Origin of the sequence: Streptomyces sp. NPDC007991 (genome assembly GCF_042958445.1) — a bacterium.
Taxonomy (GTDB): domain Bacteria; phylum Actinomycetota; class Actinomycetes; order Streptomycetales; family Streptomycetaceae; genus Streptomyces.
In genome coordinates, this window is the sequence record NZ_JBIBJD010000006.1 from 81524 (window position 1) to 97157 (window position 15634).

General features: G+C 68.6%; 13 protein-coding genes and 1 pseudogene. 13 read left to right on the top strand and 1 reads right to left on the bottom strand.

Features of this window, described 5'->3' with window-relative positions; genetic code table 11:
• Positions 1–124: 124 nt before the first annotated feature.
• Positions 125–1471, bottom strand: a complete 1347-nt coding sequence (locus tag ACFZDA_RS18100) for an ROK family protein (RefSeq protein WP_391081981.1) — start codon at positions 1469–1471, stop codon at positions 125–127.
• Between the two features lie 396 nt (positions 1472–1867).
• Here ACFZDA_RS18100 and ACFZDA_RS18105 point away from each other — a divergent pair, with 396 nt between their 5' ends.
• The 13 genes and pseudogenes from ACFZDA_RS18105 to ACFZDA_RS18165 all read left to right on the top strand — a co-directional run bounded on the left by ACFZDA_RS18105 (position 1868) and on the right by ACFZDA_RS18165 (position 15520).
• A complete protein-coding gene (locus tag ACFZDA_RS18105; RefSeq protein WP_391081983.1) occupies positions 1868–3145 on the top strand; it encodes an FAD-dependent oxidoreductase in 1278 nt (425 codons plus the stop codon).
• Between the two features lie 239 nt (positions 3146–3384).
• A pseudogene (locus ACFZDA_RS18110) lies at positions 3385–3590 on the top strand (aldehyde dehydrogenase family protein); the annotation flags it as partial.
• 213 nt (positions 3591–3803) lie between these two features.
• Positions 3804–5153 carry an aminotransferase class III-fold pyridoxal phosphate-dependent enzyme gene (locus ACFZDA_RS18115; RefSeq protein WP_391081987.1) on the top strand — a complete coding sequence of 450 codons (1350 nt, stop codon included), beginning with the start codon at positions 3804–3806 and terminating at the stop codon, positions 5151–5153.
• A gap of 23 nt (positions 5154–5176) precedes the next feature.
• Positions 5177–6256 carry a phosphotransferase gene (locus ACFZDA_RS18120; protein WP_391081990.1) on the top strand — a complete coding sequence of 360 codons (1080 nt, stop codon included), beginning with the start codon at positions 5177–5179 and terminating at the stop codon, positions 6254–6256.
• Positions 6257–6309: 53 nt separating this feature from the next.
• Complete coding sequence (locus tag ACFZDA_RS18125) at positions 6310–6990, top strand: haloacid dehalogenase type II (protein WP_391081992.1); 681 nt, start codon at positions 6310–6312, stop codon at positions 6988–6990.
• Positions 6991–7337: 347 nt separating this feature from the next.
• Positions 7338–7670 carry a hypothetical protein gene (locus ACFZDA_RS18130; protein WP_391081995.1) on the top strand — a complete coding sequence of 111 codons (333 nt, stop codon included), beginning with the start codon at positions 7338–7340 and terminating at the stop codon, positions 7668–7670.
• On the top strand, positions 7591–8214 hold the full coding sequence (locus tag ACFZDA_RS18135; RefSeq protein WP_391083235.1) for an extracellular solute-binding protein: 624 nt from the start codon (positions 7591–7593) through the stop codon (positions 8212–8214). The genes ACFZDA_RS18130 and ACFZDA_RS18135 overlap by 80 nt, the downstream gene beginning before the upstream one ends.
• Positions 8207–9343 carry an ATP-binding cassette domain-containing protein gene (locus tag ACFZDA_RS18140; protein ID WP_391081998.1) on the top strand — a complete coding sequence of 379 codons (1137 nt, stop codon included), beginning with the start codon at positions 8207–8209 and terminating at the stop codon, positions 9341–9343. Before ACFZDA_RS18135 ends, ACFZDA_RS18140 begins: the two co-directional genes overlap by 8 nt.
• Positions 9344–9347: 4 nt before the next feature.
• A complete protein-coding gene (locus ACFZDA_RS18145; protein ID WP_391082000.1) occupies positions 9348–10250 on the top strand; it encodes an ABC transporter permease subunit in 903 nt (300 codons plus the stop codon).
• The gene (locus tag ACFZDA_RS18150; RefSeq protein ID WP_391082003.1) at positions 10247–11089 is read left to right on the top strand and encodes an ABC transporter permease subunit; all 843 of its coding nucleotides are present in this window, start codon (positions 10247–10249) and stop codon (positions 11087–11089) included. The genes ACFZDA_RS18145 and ACFZDA_RS18150 overlap by 4 nt, the downstream gene beginning before the upstream one ends.
• Positions 11090–11352: 263 nt before the next feature.
• Positions 11353–11829: an Lrp/AsnC ligand binding domain-containing protein gene (locus ACFZDA_RS18155; RefSeq protein ID WP_391082006.1), complete on the top strand. Its 477-nt coding sequence runs from the start codon at positions 11353–11355 to the stop codon at positions 11827–11829.
• Between the two features lie 44 nt (positions 11830–11873).
• Entirely contained in the window at positions 11874–12569 is a 696-nt protein-coding gene (locus tag ACFZDA_RS18160) for an HAD-IA family hydrolase (protein ID WP_391082010.1), read from the top strand.
• Positions 12570–12697: 128 nt separating this feature from the next.
• The gene (locus ACFZDA_RS18165; RefSeq protein ID WP_391082013.1) at positions 12698–15520 is read left to right on the top strand and encodes a beta-L-arabinofuranosidase domain-containing protein; all 2823 of its coding nucleotides are present in this window, start codon (positions 12698–12700) and stop codon (positions 15518–15520) included.
• Positions 15521–15634 lie beyond the last annotated feature (114 nt).

Consider the following 15634-nt stretch of genomic DNA (forward strand, 5'->3'; position numbering starts at 1 on the left):
GACCAGGTAACCACCTTGAGGCCCAGTGGCTCAACAGTCGCGCTATCGACAGTGCCAATGGCACAGCCGACCAGCCTCGACGTCGACCGATGGCAGGCCAATGGATCAGACGACTGCGGCCGGCTCAGAAGGCCGGCGGGGACTGCTCGGCGGCCTGGCCCTGGCGGCGCGCCCCCAGTACCGCCTCGTGCAGCCTTTCCTGAGCGATCGTCAGACATGCGTAGACCGCCCCTTGCGCGGTCGAGATACCGATCAGCTGCGGCACGGTCCTGATCTCCGGGACCGCCGGAAGGCTCCGCTCGAGTCGTCCGCGCACCTCGGGAAGCACCTCGTCGACGAGCGGACGCAGACGGCCCACGAAGTAGACCGACTCCGGGTTCAGCGTCACGGCCACGACGCTGACGGCAGTCGCGATCGCCGTGGTGAACGCCTCCAGCACCTCGGCACGCGGCGCCTCGTCGTGCGGCTCCTCCCAGAGGCTCTCCACCCGCTCCAGGTCGAGCCCCTGCTTGCGGGCGAACCGCAGGAGGCCACGCGTGCTCAGCAGCTCGTCCAGGGTCTCGTCATCAACCCCGGAGGAGAGCACACCGATGTCGCCGAAGGTGGGCGTCCTTCCCCGGGCGAGCTCGTGATCCGTGCAGCTGGCGAAGTTCAGTATCGTACTGAGGCTGAACAGCGCGGCGTTGGTGATGGTGGCGTCGTTGGTGAGGATCCCGAGCAGCGACGCGTTGGCATCGCTGTCCAGAAGCACGGGCGCCTCGACGAGGTCCTCGATGGCCCGGTGGAGATCGGAACCCGCGAAGATCTTCATCGACTCGGCGGGGCCGAAGATCTCCGTGCCGCCCCGGACCCGGCCGGGCACGGCGGCGACGATCTGGCGCAGGGGGCCCTGCGCGGACTCGGCGGCCCGCGCGATCAGGTCGACCAGCCACCGCGCGGCGTCCGTGACCTCCTGGTGGTCGGCGGTGGGCACCGTCATGTGCTGGATCTCACGACCCCTCAGGTCGGTGACCAGCACACCGGTGGTCTGTGCGCCGAAGCTGATCCCGACCACGTGCCCGGTCGTGCCGGGCAGGTCCAGATAGGTGGACCGGCGGCCGCGTCCGGTGACGTCGTCGACCCCGCCGTCCACGACGAAGCCGTCGGCCCGGAGCTCCTCCACCGCTCTGGACACCGTGGCCTTGCTCAGGCCCGTCAGGTCGATGAGCCTGTTCCGTGTCAAGGGCGCGTGCGAGAGGACCACGTCGAGGACCGACGCCTTGTTGTAGTCGCGAGAGGTGGGATTAGTGGTCACGTGATGACCATAGCGAGCCCGGTACGCCGGTCGGGCCGTGACCGGCTTGGGCGTGATGGTCGCGGGCTGCGACGCGGTGACCGGCGGCTGTTCCCGTGCGCCCATCGCTTTCGCCTGGGTGGGCAGGAGGGGGTCCTTGCCCACGTCTTTCGCCTTGCCGGACAGTTCTCGGCTCATTTGTCATGCACTCCGGAGGGTCCCCGAAGCACTCCACGGCAGCATCGCCGCGTTGCGGCAGACCGGGAGGCTGGGGGTCGATGACCAACTGACTGTCGGCAGCGAGCATCGATCAGACGGTGGACCCCTGTGCGGTCAGCCGTCGGAACGTCGTTGACGTCACCGGGCTGATCACCCTGCGGACAGAGCGAGTTGACCGCATGCCGGCGAGCGTACCACTCACGATCAGCGCCTTTCCGTCGACGCAAGCGGTCTACGGCGGGGCACGACAGAAATCCCACGAAGAGATTCTTGTTTCAGATTGGAACTGGAACGAAGAGTGGTAGGGTCTGAGCGCAGCAGCGAGCACCCTTGCGTTCAGAGCGGCTGACGGCACTGGCAGGAGAGAGCAGCGATATGAAGTTCACCCCCTACTGGCTCGACACCGCTCCTCAGGGACCGGACCGGTCCCGGACCCAGATCGGCGGGCGCGTCGACGTGGCGATCATCGGAGCCGGCCTGACCGGCCTCTCGGCGGCGCTGCACCTGGCGCGCAAGGGTGCCAACGTGCATGTCTTCGAGAAGGAGACGGTCGGATTCGGCGCGTCCGGGCGCAACGGCGGTATGGCCACCCTGGGCATGTCGATCGGATTCCGCTCCGCGATCTCCCGGTACGGCTTTGACACCGCGAAGCGGTATCTGCTGGCCTACCACGACGCGGTCGACACCATCGAGAACCTCGTCAAGGAAGAGGACATCGACTGCGACTTCGCCCGCACGGGCAAGCTGAATCTGGCGTCCAAGCCGGCGCACTTCGACGGTCTGCGCAAGACCCACGAGATCATGTCCGGCCGGCTCGGGATCGAGACCCGTCTGATTTCCAAGAGCGAGCTCCACACCGAGATCGGTTCCGACCTGTACCACGGCGCGATGGTTGACGCCAGGAGTGCCGGACTGCACGTCGGCAAGTTCACCAAGGGGCTCGCCGAGGCGGCGGCGCGGATCGGTGTCACCCTTCACGAGAAGGCACCGGTCGAGAAGGTCAACAGACTGGGTGGCACGAAGCACGAGCTGGTCACGCCGCGTGGCACCGTCCAGGCCGATCAGGTGCTGGTCGCGACCAGCGGGCATACCCGTCGGCCGTTCCGCTGGCAGCAGGTCAGGATCGCTCCCGTCGGCAGCTTCGTCATCGTGACCGAGCCGCTGGGCAAGGACGTCTGCGACATGCTGCTGCCGAACCGGCGGATGGCATCGTCGTCCCTGAACCTGCTGAACTACTTCCGTATCACCCCGGACCACCGGTTGCTCTTCGGTGGCCGCGCCCGGTTCGCCATGTCCAACCAGCAGTCGGACGCGAAGAGCGGGCGCATCCTGCACAAGGCGATGACCGAGGTCTTCCCTCAGCTCACGCAGGCGCGCGTCGACTACTGCTGGGGTGGTCTGGTCGACATGAGCATGGACCGGATGGTGCACGCCGGTGAGCAGGACGGGCTCTTCTACTCGCTGGGCTATTCCGGCCACGGCGTCCAGATGGCGACGCACATGGGCAAGCAGATGGCCGCGTACATGAACGGTGACTCCGGCGCCAACCCCTGGAGCGACCTGCCCTTCAAGCGGATCCCCGGCCACTTCGGCCCGCCCTGGTTCCTTCCCTTCGCGGGCGGTTTCTACAAGTTCCTCGACGTCGTCAAGTAGGCGCAGGGCAGAGATGCTGAGCACACGTGCGGAGCGCCGTGAGGTCCTCCTCGCCGCCCCGCCGCAGGCAGGGGGCATACCGAAGATGGCGGGCCGATGACGGCCGACCGGCCCGGGGGCGACGGGCCCGTATGCCTACGACGCCTCCAACCAGCCTGCCGTGGTGGCATCCCGGGCACGGCCCGGGGCAGTGACACCAGCCTCGCCCACATGCCGGCGACGAGGCCGACCGATCGATGCGCCTGATGGACACCGAAATCTTCGGCCCGGTCGCCGCGATTCCGACCTTCGACCACTAGGACGAGGCGTTTCCCGCGCCCACGACGCGCTCGGGGGTCTCGTCGACTACGTCTTCCCCCAGAGGCTCGGCCGCGGCCTGCGCGTCGGCGAAAGACTGGAGGTCGGCATGGTCGGCCTGAACACCGGCCTGGTCTCCGCTACGGCCACTGCGTAGACCGCCCCGCGCCCGGCTCCTTCCTCCAGGGCGGGCGCGGAGTATCGGTCTGGCTCCCGTGGCCGTCGCACAGCCGCGAGACCGCGCTCCGATCCAGGCGAAAAAGTTTCTAGTTTCAGGCTGGAACTGGAACGAGCGATGGTATGGTTCCAGCCACAGCAGCGAGCAACCTCGACGAAAACCAGACTGAAGGTGTGCCTGCAGATGACTTCCACACTGAGTCGGGCGATCGCCAACTACCCCAACCGGTTCGACCCGGGTGTACTGAGCGAACTCCCCGAACACCTCCAAGAGACCATCCGGCGCCGCGAGCGGGTGCTGGGCCCCGGCTACACGCTCATCTACAAGGAGCCGGTCGAGTTCGTCTCCGGTCACGGGGCCCACCTGATCGACCGTGACGGCAACGACTATCTCGACGCCTACAACAACGTCCCGTGCGTCGGGCACGCCCACCCGCACGTGGCCGAGGCCGTCGCCCGGCAGATGGCGGCGGTCAACACCAACACGCGCTATGTCCAGGAAGCACTGGTCGACTACGCGGAGCGGCTTCTGGCGACGTTCCCCGAGGAGTTGTCGAAGCTGAGCATCGCGTGCAGCGGTTCGGAGGCGAACGACCTGGCGGTGCGGGTGGCGAGGTTCCACACGGGCGGCGAGGGCATCATCGTCACCCGCTGGGCCTACCACGGCATCACCAGGGAGGTGGCGAGCTTCTCGCCGACCCTGGGCGCGGGCTCGCCGCTGGGCCCGAACGTCAGGCTCATCGACGCTCCTGACCCGCGCCTCGTCGCGCCGGGATCCACGCTCGACGAGCACATGCGGCAGCAGGTGCGCGCCGCGATCGACGACCTCGAGCGCCACGGCTACCGGCTCGCGGCGCTGATCACCGACAGCGCCCACAGCAGCGACGGCATCTTCACCGACCCGCCCGGCTTCATGCAGGCCGTGGTGGAGGAGGTGCACGCCGCCGGTGGTGTCTACATCGCGGACGAGGTCCAGTCGGGATTCGCCCGGCTCGGGGACTCGATGTGGGGGTTCAGCCGCCACGGCGTGGTGCCCGACATCGTCACCATGGGCAAGCCGATGGGCAACGGACTGCCGATCTCCGGTGTGGTCTTCCGCCCCGAGGTGAGCGAGGAGTTCGGACGCAACGTCCGCTACTTCAACACCTTCGGCGGCAGTTCCATCCCCGTGGCCGCCGGCGCCGCGGTGCTGGACGTCTTCGAGAAGGAGAACGTGCAGCGGCGCGTTCTGGAGAGCGGCAACGCTCTGCGCGCGGGGCTGCGGGAGATCACCAGCAATTCCCCCTACGTCGCCGAGGTCCGTGGCGCCGGTCTCTTCGTCGGCGTGGAGATCGTCAAGGACCGTCAGACCCTCGAGCCCGACCGTCTGCTTGCCGAAGACGTCATCAACGACATGCGCGATCGCCGCATTCTGATCAACGGCACGGGCACGTCGGCGAACACGCTGAAGATCCGCCCTCCGCTGGCCTTCGACTCCGCCGATGTGACCCGCTTTCTGGAGACCTTCGCCGAGGTCGCGAAAAACCGCCTGTAACACGCCGGCCGAAGGGACTGACCGTGAACACCTCACCAGCTCCGACCTATGCTCAACGGCTCCTTGAGGAGAGCGGGCTGACCTCGTCCCATCAGCCCATCGACGTGATGCTGGTGAGCATCTTCCTTGAGGAGCACTACCGCCTCAGCGGGCGTTTGGAGCGACTGGCGACCGAGAAGGACGACACGTTCAGGCTCAGCGCCGGCTCGAGAAGCTACCTGGTGAAGGTCTCACCACCTGACGAGGCGGAGGCGGTTGTCGCCCTCCAGACCGCCGCGATGCGCTACCTCGAAAGCACCGCTCCGCACTTGCCCGTCCAGCGGGTGAAGCTGACCGCCGGCGGAGATGACAGTGTGACCATCAGGATGGACGACGGCAGGACTCGGTTCCTGCGGGTGTTCGACTTCGTCGAAGGCCAGGTCCTTGCCGATGCGAACCCGGATACGGAGCGGCTCGCCAGTGCGGGCGAGATGCTGGGGTTGATCGACGTGGCGCTCAGGAGGTTCGCGCACCCGGCGGACCGCCGGGGTCTGGCATGGGACATCCGGCACTTCCACCACCTGACCGAACTGGTCGAGCACACGCCCAGCCCCGAGCACCGCCGGGCGGCCCTATCGGTCTTCCGGCTCTTCGGCGAAAACGTCGTCCCGAGGCTGGGAGATCTCGACACGCAAGTCATCCACGGTGACTTCAGCCCCTACAACATCGTGGTGGATCCAAAAAGTGATCACTTCGTCACCGGGGTCATCGACTTCGGCGACACGGTGCGCAGTGCGGTGATCTTCGACCCCGCCGTTCCCATGGCGAACCTGCTCGGCAGGACGCCGGACCATCCCTGGCGGGACGCCTGCGCCTTCGCCGCCGGCTACCAACGGGAGCGGCCGATCCAGGCCTCGGAACTTCCGCTGCTCCCGGTTGCCGCGCTGGCACGACTCACACTGCGTGCGCTCATCACGAACTGGCGCGCGGAGCGAGCACCCGAACGGCGCGAGTACCTCCTCGGTCACGCCAAGGACGACTGGATCAATGTCGAGCGTTCCTTGGCCGTGAGCCTGGACGACGTCGTCGCGCACCTACGGGAAGCCCGTCATGGGCATTCCTGAAAATCCATTCCCGAACATGTGCGGTTTCCACGGAGAAGGACAGGAGCATCCTCATGGCCATTCCCTCGTTGCAGTTCCGGCCGAAATACGTGTCGTTCGACTGCTACGGCACGCTGATCGAATACCCGATCACCCCCATCACGCGTGAACTCGTCGGCGACCAGATCCCCGCCGAGCAGTGGGACCAGTTCGTGCGGGAGTTCCGCGGCTACCGCTACGACCAGGTCCGTGGCGAGTACTACCCCTACGAGCAGGTGCTGCAGGACTCCTTCGAGCGGGTCTGCCGCAAGTGGGGTGTGAAGGCCGCCCCGGACGCCGGCAAGCGGTTCGCCGACGGCGTCCGCAGCTGGGGGCCCCACCCGGACGTGGTGGAGCCGCTGAAGAAGATGGCCGAGCACTACAAGCTGGTCATCCTGTCCAACGCGGACGACTCCTTCCTCGCGGAGAGCGTGCCGAAGCTCGGCGCGGACTTCCACGCGGTCCTCACCGCTGAGCAGGCCGGCTACTACAAGCCCCGGTACGCCGCGTTCGAGTACATGCTCGAGAAGCTCGACGCGTCCCCCGAGGACTTCGTGCACGTCGCCTCGCACACCCGTTACGACCACCAGTCGATGCACGACATGGGCTTCCGCAACCTGGTTCTGCTGGACCGCGGCTACGACCCGGTGACCCACGGCTACGACTACGTGACGGTGAAGTCCCTGGACGACCTCAACACCATGCTCGGCATCTGATCCAAGGCAACACCAGTCCCGCACGGCGCGCACCCGAGCTTCTCCCACGGCTTGTGCTGCCGTGCGGGACGAGAATCCGGTGCCTCCCGCACCCATTCCACGGATGCACTACGGGCCCCGGTCTCGCTCGGCGGCCTGAGCCCCGCGCGTTTCCGTCCGCCATTACGGCGTTCCAGCCCCCCTCCGCCGGGACCAGTACGTCCCCGCATCACGGATTCCCCCCGGTATACCCAGCGATTTCCAGGAGGCTCTGCCATGGAAGGCAATCTGATAGGACGCAGAAGCGTACTTCGCACCGCCGGCGCGCGCTGGCCGCCGCCAGCGCGGTGACCGGCTGCGGCGCCCTCATGGGCTCCGGTGAAAGCCGCGGCTCGTCCAGCGGCGGCGGCAAGAAGCGGCTCGTCGTCAGCAACAGCGGTGGTGCCTACAACGACGCCCTGACGAAGGCGATCTACGAGCCCTTCACCAAGGAGACCGGTATCACGGTCACCACGGTCAACTACCAGTCGGCGCAGGTCATCGCCCAGGTCAAACAGGGCCGGCCGCAGGTCCACCTGATGGACAACACCCTGCTGATCTTGGGCCTACCGCACGGACAGTCTGAAGCGCGCGCCGAAGAGCTGGGCCGACTTCTGGAACACCCACTCCTTCGCCGGTCCGCGCTCGTTGCAGAGCGCTGACGCGGACTACCCGGAGCTGGAGTTCGCGCTACTGGCCGACGGCGTGCCGCTGGACAAGCTGTACCCGCTGGATGTGGACCGGGCGTTCGCCTCGATGTCGCGGATCCGCGGCGACGTGAAGAAGTTCTGGAACACCGGAGCCCTGCCGGCCGTCCTGCTCGGTCGCAAGGAGGTCGTCGCGACCAGCCTGTGGAGCGGCCGCGCGGACGAGCTGATCAAGCAGGGGCAGCCGGTCGCCTACCAGTGGAACGGCGCCCGCAGGCTCACCAACGGCTGGGGCATCCCGAAGGGCGCGGACAACACGGACGCCGCCTACAAGCTGATCGACTTCTCCCTGCGCCCCGAGGTGCAGGCGGCCTTCGCCAAGCTCTACCCGCAGGGCCCGGTCGTCCCCGCCGCCACCAAGCTGCTCTCGGACGACATCCTGGCCACGCTGCCCACCTCGCCGAAGAACCTCAAGACCGGGTTCGACACCGACGTGGCCTGGTGGGACAAGAACCTGGAGGCGGTCACCAAGCGCTGGCAGGAGTGGGCCGATGCCTGAGCGTTCCAAACTTCTCGCCACGGCTCTCGCCCCGGAACCCAGCTCGCTGACCGGTAAGTCGTTGTCCGTGACGGGGCTGCGCAAGTCCTACGGCGGAACGACGGTGGTCGACGGTGTGGACATGGAGATCGCGGCGGGTGAGTTCGTCACCTTCCTCGGCTCGTCGGGCTCGGGCAAGACGACCACGCTGATGATGCTGGCCGGGTTCACCGAGCCCGACTCCGGCACCGTCAGCGTCGACGGCCGGGACATCACCGGCCTCAACCCCGGCAAGCGGGATTTCGGTTTCGTCTTCCAGCAGTACCTGCTCTTCCCGCACATGACCGTGACGGAGAACGTCGCCTTCCCCCTGCAACTGCGGGGAGTGCCGAAGGCGGAGATCCGCCGCCGCGTGGGGGAGACGCTGGAGGCGGCCGGGCTGTCGAGGTTCGCCGGCCGCAAGCCGCGTGAGCTCTCCGGTGGTCAGCAGCAGCGTGTCGCCCTGTGCCGGGTGCTGGTCTACCGCCCGCCGATCGTACTGATGGACGAGCCGCTGGGCGCGCTGGACAAGAAGCTGCGCGACCAGATGCAGACCGAGATCAAGACCATCCAGCGCGAACTGGGCCTGACCGTCGTCTACGTCACGCACGATCAGGAGGAAGCTCTGGTCCTGTCCGACCGGATCGCCATCATGCGGGACGGCCGCATCGAGCAGTTCGACACCCCTCGCGGCCTGTTCGAACGCCCCCGCACCCCCTTCGTCGCCGACTTCCTCGGCGCCGCCAACTTCCTCAACGGCAAGGTCGAGGAGCCCACCGCGGACGGTTGCACCCGTGTGCGCCTCGACACCGGTGGTGTGCTCACGGCGCGCGCTCACTCGTGCGTTCCCGGGCAGCGGGTGCGGGCAGCGGTGCGGCCGGGCAAGCTGCGGCTGGTCGGTGTCGAGGAGAGCTGTTGTTCCGGCACGGTCGAAACAGCGGTGTACGTGGGTTCGCTGACCCGGATCACGGTCCGCCTGGACGGAGCGGCTCCCGGTACGCCTCCGCTGCGGATCGAGACGGCCCTGGCTCCGCCGCGCCCCGGCGAGCGGGTGTGTGTGACCGCCGCTCGCGAGGACGTCAGCGTCTTCGACGAGATGGACGGGGGCTGAGCCCGTGGCCGGCACCGCTCTCGCACCCGGCAAGGTGCGGGTGAAGACATCCGCCCTGCGCGGGCACCGCTCCCGCCTCGCCCTGGTCAACGCCGTCCCCGTGACGCTGTTCCTCCTCGTCCTGTTCGTCTACCCGATCGTCGGCGTCCTCTCCCTCAGCCTCAAGGGCGACACCGGCGGGTTCACCCTGCACTGGTACGCCGACGCGCTCAGCGGCGTGAACCTGTCGGTGCTGATCTCCACGCTGCGGATCTCGGCGGAGACCGCGGTGCTGAGCCTGCTGGTGGGTTTCGTCCTGGCCCACGCCATCACCCGGATGCGGCCCGTCTTCGCCGCGCTGGCCATGCTGATCGTGGTCGTACCGCACTTCATCAGCGCGCTGGTGCGCACCTACGGCTGGATCATCATGCTCGGTGAACACGGCCTGATCAACACGCTGCTGACGTCCGTGCACGCCCCCGGCGCGCCCTACTCGCTGCTCTACAACGAGACCGGTGTCGTCATCGGCACCACCTCCGTCATGCTCCCCTACACCGTCCTGGTGCTGCAGGGTGTGATGCGTGGTGTCGACCGCCGGCTGCTCGCGGCGGCCGCCGGGTTCGGCGCTTCACGCCTGACCATCTTCCGCAGGGTCTACCTGCCCCTGGTGGCACCGGGTGTGGGCACGGCGGGCCTGCTCAGCTTCATCCTGTGCCTGGGCTACTACATCACCCCCGCCCTGATGGGCGGCGACAAGCAGACCGTCGTCGCGGCACTGATCGACCAGCAGGTGATGAAGCAGGACCAGTGGAACTCCGCCGCCGCCTTCGGCGTCATCCTGCTCCTGCTCACCTTCGCCGGGCTCGGCGTGCTCGGCCTGGCCAAGCTCCGCCGCAGGAAGACGGCTGCACGAAGGAGCGGCTCATGATGGAACTGCCCGCCACCCGAGCCGGACACATCGGCCGCGGCATCAGCGCCACCGCCATCCTGCTCTTCCTGGCCATGCCCATCGTCATCATCCTGGTCACCTCCTTCGGCGCCGACGGCATCGGCACCTTCCCGCCCAAGGAGTACAGCGCCCGCTGGTACGAGCAGATGGCCGCACCCGGCAGCGACTGGGCCACCTCCATCGCCCTGTCCAGCCTCGTCGCCACCCTGACCACCGTGTTCTCCCTCATCCTGGGCGTCACCGCCGCCACCGCCCTGGCCCGCGGCCGGCTCCCCCTGCACACGGCCGTCTACGGCCTCGTCCTGGCTCCGCTGCTCATCCCGCAAGTGGTCATCGCGCTCGGGCTGTTCCTGTTCTTCGAACCGGCCGGCATGCTCGGCAGCCCCCTGGCCATCGCCCTCGGCCACACCGTGCTCGCCGCACCCATCGCCGTCCTCATCATGATCTCCACCCTGCGCGGCATCGACGAACGCCTCGAAGACGCCGCCGCCAGCATGGGCGCCGGCCGCATGACCATCGCCCGGCGCATCACCTTCCCCCTGGCCACCCCCGGCCTGATCGCCGCCGCCGTGTTCTCCTTCATCACCAGCTTCGACGAGTTCTTCATCGCCCAGTTCATGTCCACCCCCGACACCCGCACCCTGCCGGTCCTGGTCTTCAACGCCCTGCAGTTCGACGTCGACCCGACCGTCACCGCGGTCAGCGCCGTCCTCATCGCGCTCGCGATCCTCGCTCTCGCCCTGGTCGCCCTCGTCCGCAAACTCGGCGGCCACCGCAACCAGCAGCAGGGCGTGCTCCCCGTCGAACCCCTCACCTGAGCATCAGCGGGTGGCACCCACCCTCGGCGCCCGGTGTGGTGCTCAGCAGACACGGATCACGACCGTCGACCAAGCACGGGCCCCTCTCCTCCCCCCTGGGCCCCGTGCTGACCCCAGGCAGGAGACACAGCCAGCGACGCTACGGTCGCCCGAGGCCGCACGGCGCCACTGGCTCAACAGCCTCCTCCTAGACTGATCCATTGGTACAGCCGGAGCGGCCCGAGAGCGGCCGGGACAGGGCCAACGGACGAGGAGGGCGCGGCATGGCCGTGGACGAGCTCGACACCCGCATCCTGCGGCTGCTGCTGGAGCAGCCGCGCACGAGCGTGCGCGAGTACGCCCGTGTCCTCGGTGTCGCCCGGGGCACGTTGCAGGCGCGGCTCGACCGTCTGGAGCGCGACGGCGTGATCACCGGCACGGCACCGGCCCTGTCCCCCGCCGCGCTCGGGCATCCGGTGCTCGCGTTCGTGCACATCGAGGTCACCCAGGGACATCTCGACGAGGTGGGCGACGCGCTGGCGGCGGTGCCCGAGATCGTCGAGGCGTTCTCCATCACGGGCGGTGGGGATCTGCTCACGCGGGTCGTGGCGCGGGACAACGCGCATCTCGAGGACGTCGTCCAGAAGCTGATCAGTCTTCCCGGGGTCGTCCGCACCCGCACCGAGATCGCCCTGCGCGAGCGCGTCCCCCACCGGCTGCTGCCGCTGGTGGAGTCGATCGGCCGCGCGGCCCGGTCATGACCCCCTGGCGATCTGCGGATCATGGTCTTTGACATGCTGGAACCATGAGCAATCTCGGCGGCGTATCGGTCATCTTCGATCTCGACGGAACGCTCGTGGACAGCGAACCCAACTACTACGAGGCGGGCCGGCAGACCCTCGCCGAGCACGGCGTCACCCACTTCAGCTGGACGGACCACGAGCGGTACGTCGGCATCAGCACGCAGGAGACGGTCGCGGACTGGATCGAGCGGTACGGCCTGCGGGCCTCCGTCGAGGAACTGTTCACCGCCAAGAACCGCCGCTATCTGGACCTGGCGCGCGGTTCCACACGCGCGTACCCCGAGATGCGCGCGTTCGTCGAGCTGCTCGCGGCCGAGGACGTGCCCATGGCCGTGGCCTCGGGGTCCTCGCCCGAGGCCATCGAGGCGGTCCTGGCGGGCACGGGCCTCGACGCCCATCTGCGGACCGTCGTCTCGGCGGACGAGGTCGCGCACGGCAAGCCGGCCCCCGATGTCTTCCTGGAGGCGGCCCGCCGGCTCGGGGCGGACCCGTCGGCCTGCGTGGTTCTGGAGGACGCCGCCCCGGGCGCCGCCGCCGCGCACGCTGCGGGGATGCGGTGCATCGCGATCCCGTACGTCCCGGCGCAGGCGGACGCCCCGGAGTTCGCCACCGCGGGGCTGCTCCTGCGGGGCGGCCAGGCGGAGTTCACGGCACGAGCCGCGTACGACTGGCTGCTGAACTCGCCCGGCCTTTCCTGAACTTCACCTCTCCCGCCCCGTTGACGCTCCCCCGTCCCCTCCCTAGGGTCTGGTCGACTATCCGCACAACGTTCGATATATCGATCATCTCGCCTACCAGGACCCTGTGGACCCGTGGAGGAGCACACATGGCACGGCCCCTCTCCCGACGAACCCTTCTCCAAGTCGCGGCCCTCGCCGCGGCGGTACCCGCGACATCCGAGGTCACCACACGGCCGGCTGCCGCGTCCGCCGCGACCGCGGCGGTTGCCGCCGGCACGCCGTCCGCCTGGACCGTACGGCCCTTCGACCTGGACGACGTCAGCCTCGGCCGGGGCGTCTTCGCCGACAAGCGGCAGCTGATGCTGGACCACGCCCGCGGCTACGACGTGAACCGGCTGCTCCAGGTGTTCCGCGCCAACGCCGGTCTCTCCACCGGCGGCGCGGTCGCCCCCGGCGGCTGGGAGGGGCTGGACGGTGAGGCCAACGGCAACCTGCGGGGGCACTACACCGGCCACTTCCTGACCATGCTGGCGCAGGCGTACCGCGGCACGAAGGAGCGGGTCTTCGCCGACCGGATCGGCACCATGGTCGGGGCGCTGACCGACGTGCGCGCCGCGCTGCGGCGGGACCCGCAAGTGCTGAGCGTCCCCGGGAGGTTCGGCACCGGCGCCGATCAGGTGCGGGGCTCCTACCAGTACGTGGACCTGCCGGCGGCCGTGCTCGGCGGAGCTTCGGCGATCACCCTCTCCGTCTGGGTGCGGCCCACCCACGACGCCGGCTGGACCCGCGTCTTCGACTTCGGTGACAACACCACCCGTTACATGTATCTGGCCGCCCGCAACCAGGCCGGAGTGCCGCGCTTCGCCATCACCACGTCGGGCGCCGGCGGCGAGCAGGCCCTCGACGGCACGGCGGCGCTGCCGCTGAACCAGTGGAGCCACCTGGCGGTGACGATCGCGGACGGCACCGGCACGCTCTACGTCAACGGCACGGCCGTCACGCGGAACACCGCGATGAGCCTCACCCCGGCGGTCCTCGGCACGCCGAAGAACAACTGGCTCGGCCGTTCGAACTACTCCGCCGACCCGGTCTTCGCGGGCGCCTACGAGGAGTTCAACGTGTTCTCACGGGCGCTGACGGCCGCCGAGATCACGGAGTTGCAGAGCCGCCGGGCCGCCGACGCCTCGACGGGCCGGGGCGATCTGGCGTCGTACGCCTTCGACGAGAAGGCGGGCGGGACGTTCGCGGACGCCTCGGGCCGGAACCTGACCGCCACCCTGCGCCGCACCTGGGGCGGGCCCAGCCACCCCGGGTTCCTCGCGGCGTACCCGGAGACGCAGTTCATCGACCTGGAGTCGCGGACCAGCTCCGACTACACCAAGGTGTGGGCGCCGTACTACACCGCGCACAAGATCCTCAGGGGGCTGCTCGACGCCTACGGCGCCACGGACGACGACCGGGCCCTGGACCTCGCGTCCGGCATGTGCGACTGGATGTACTCCCGGCTGTCCAAGCTGCCCGAGTCCACGCTCCAGCGCATGTGGGGGATCTTCTCCAGCGGCGAGTTCGGCGGCATCGTCGAGGCGATCTGCGACCTGCACTCCATCACCGGCAAGGCCGAACACCTCGCACTGGCCAAGCTGTTCGACCTGGACCGGCTGATCGACGCGTGCGCGGCGAACACCGACGTCCTCGACGGGCTGCACGCCAACCAGCACATCCCGATCTTCACCGGCTATGTGCGGCTGTACGACGAGACGGGCGAGGAGCGCTACCTCAGGGCGGCGAAGAACTTCTGGGACATGGTCGAACCGCACCGCATGTACGGCATCGGCGGCACCAGCACCCAGGAGTTCTTCAAGGCCCGGGACGTGATCGCGGGCACGATCGGCGCGACCACCGCCGAGACCTGCTGCGCGTACAACATGCTCAAGCTGAGCCGGACCCTGTTCTTCCACGAGCAGGACCCGAAGTACATGGACTACTACGAGCGGGCCCTGTACAACCAGGTGCTCGGCTCGAAGCAGGACAAGCCGGACGCGGAGAAGCCACTCGTCACGTACTTCATCGGGCTGACGCCCGGTCATGTCCGGGACTACACACCCAAGCAGGGCACGACCTGCTGCGAGGGCACCGGCATGGAGAGTGCCACGAAGTACCAGGACTCGGTGTACTTCGCGAAGGCCGACGGCAGCGCGCTCTACGTCAACCTGTACAGCCCGTCCACGCTGGCCTGGGCCGAGAAGGGCGTCACGGTCACGCAGACCACCGGCTTCCCCAGGGAGCAGGGCAGCACGCTGGCCTTCGGGGGCCGCCGGGCCTCCTTCACACTGCGGCTGCGGGTCCCGTCGTGGGCGACGGCCGGGTTCCGGGTGACCGTCAACGGGCGTGCCGTGTCCGGGACTCCGGAGCCCGGGAGCTACTTCGACGTGCCCCGGACCTGGCGGCCCGGCGACACCGTCCGCATCGCCATGCCGTTCCGGACGCGGGTGGAGAAGGCCCTCGACGACCCGTCACTGCAGACCCTGTTCCACGGCCCGGTCAATCTGGTCGCCCGCGACGCCGCCACGGAGTACCTGAAGGTAGGGCTGTACCGCGATGCCGGGCTGTCCGGCGATCTGTCGCACTCCCTGACGCCGGTTGCGGGCAAGCCGCTGCACTTCACGCTGGACGGCACACAGTGGGCGCCGTTCTTCGAGGGGACGGAGGATCCGACGCACGCCTACTTCCGGCGCTCGGAGCCGAAGGTCGTCTTCGGCGGCCGGGACTCGGGTGTCGCCAACCCGGCGAAGGCCGACGGCACCACGCTGCTGGACGAGGTCTGGGCCGGGGCGCCGTTCCGGAACAAGGGGGCGCTGGTGGCGCGGGTGCGGTCCACGGTGGACGCGTGGGTGTCGGCCGGGCTGCTGAGCCAAGCGGACGGCGACGAGGTGGTGCGCACGGCGGGCGCGGCCTCGTACCGGCCCTGAGTCTTTCCGGCCAGGTCCGGTGCCGTGTCGCCCTCGGCACCGGGCCCGGCCGGTTGACCAAGTTTTTTACGGCATCGGTGATTGTTTCGCCCCTGGCATACGTACTTCCTGGCG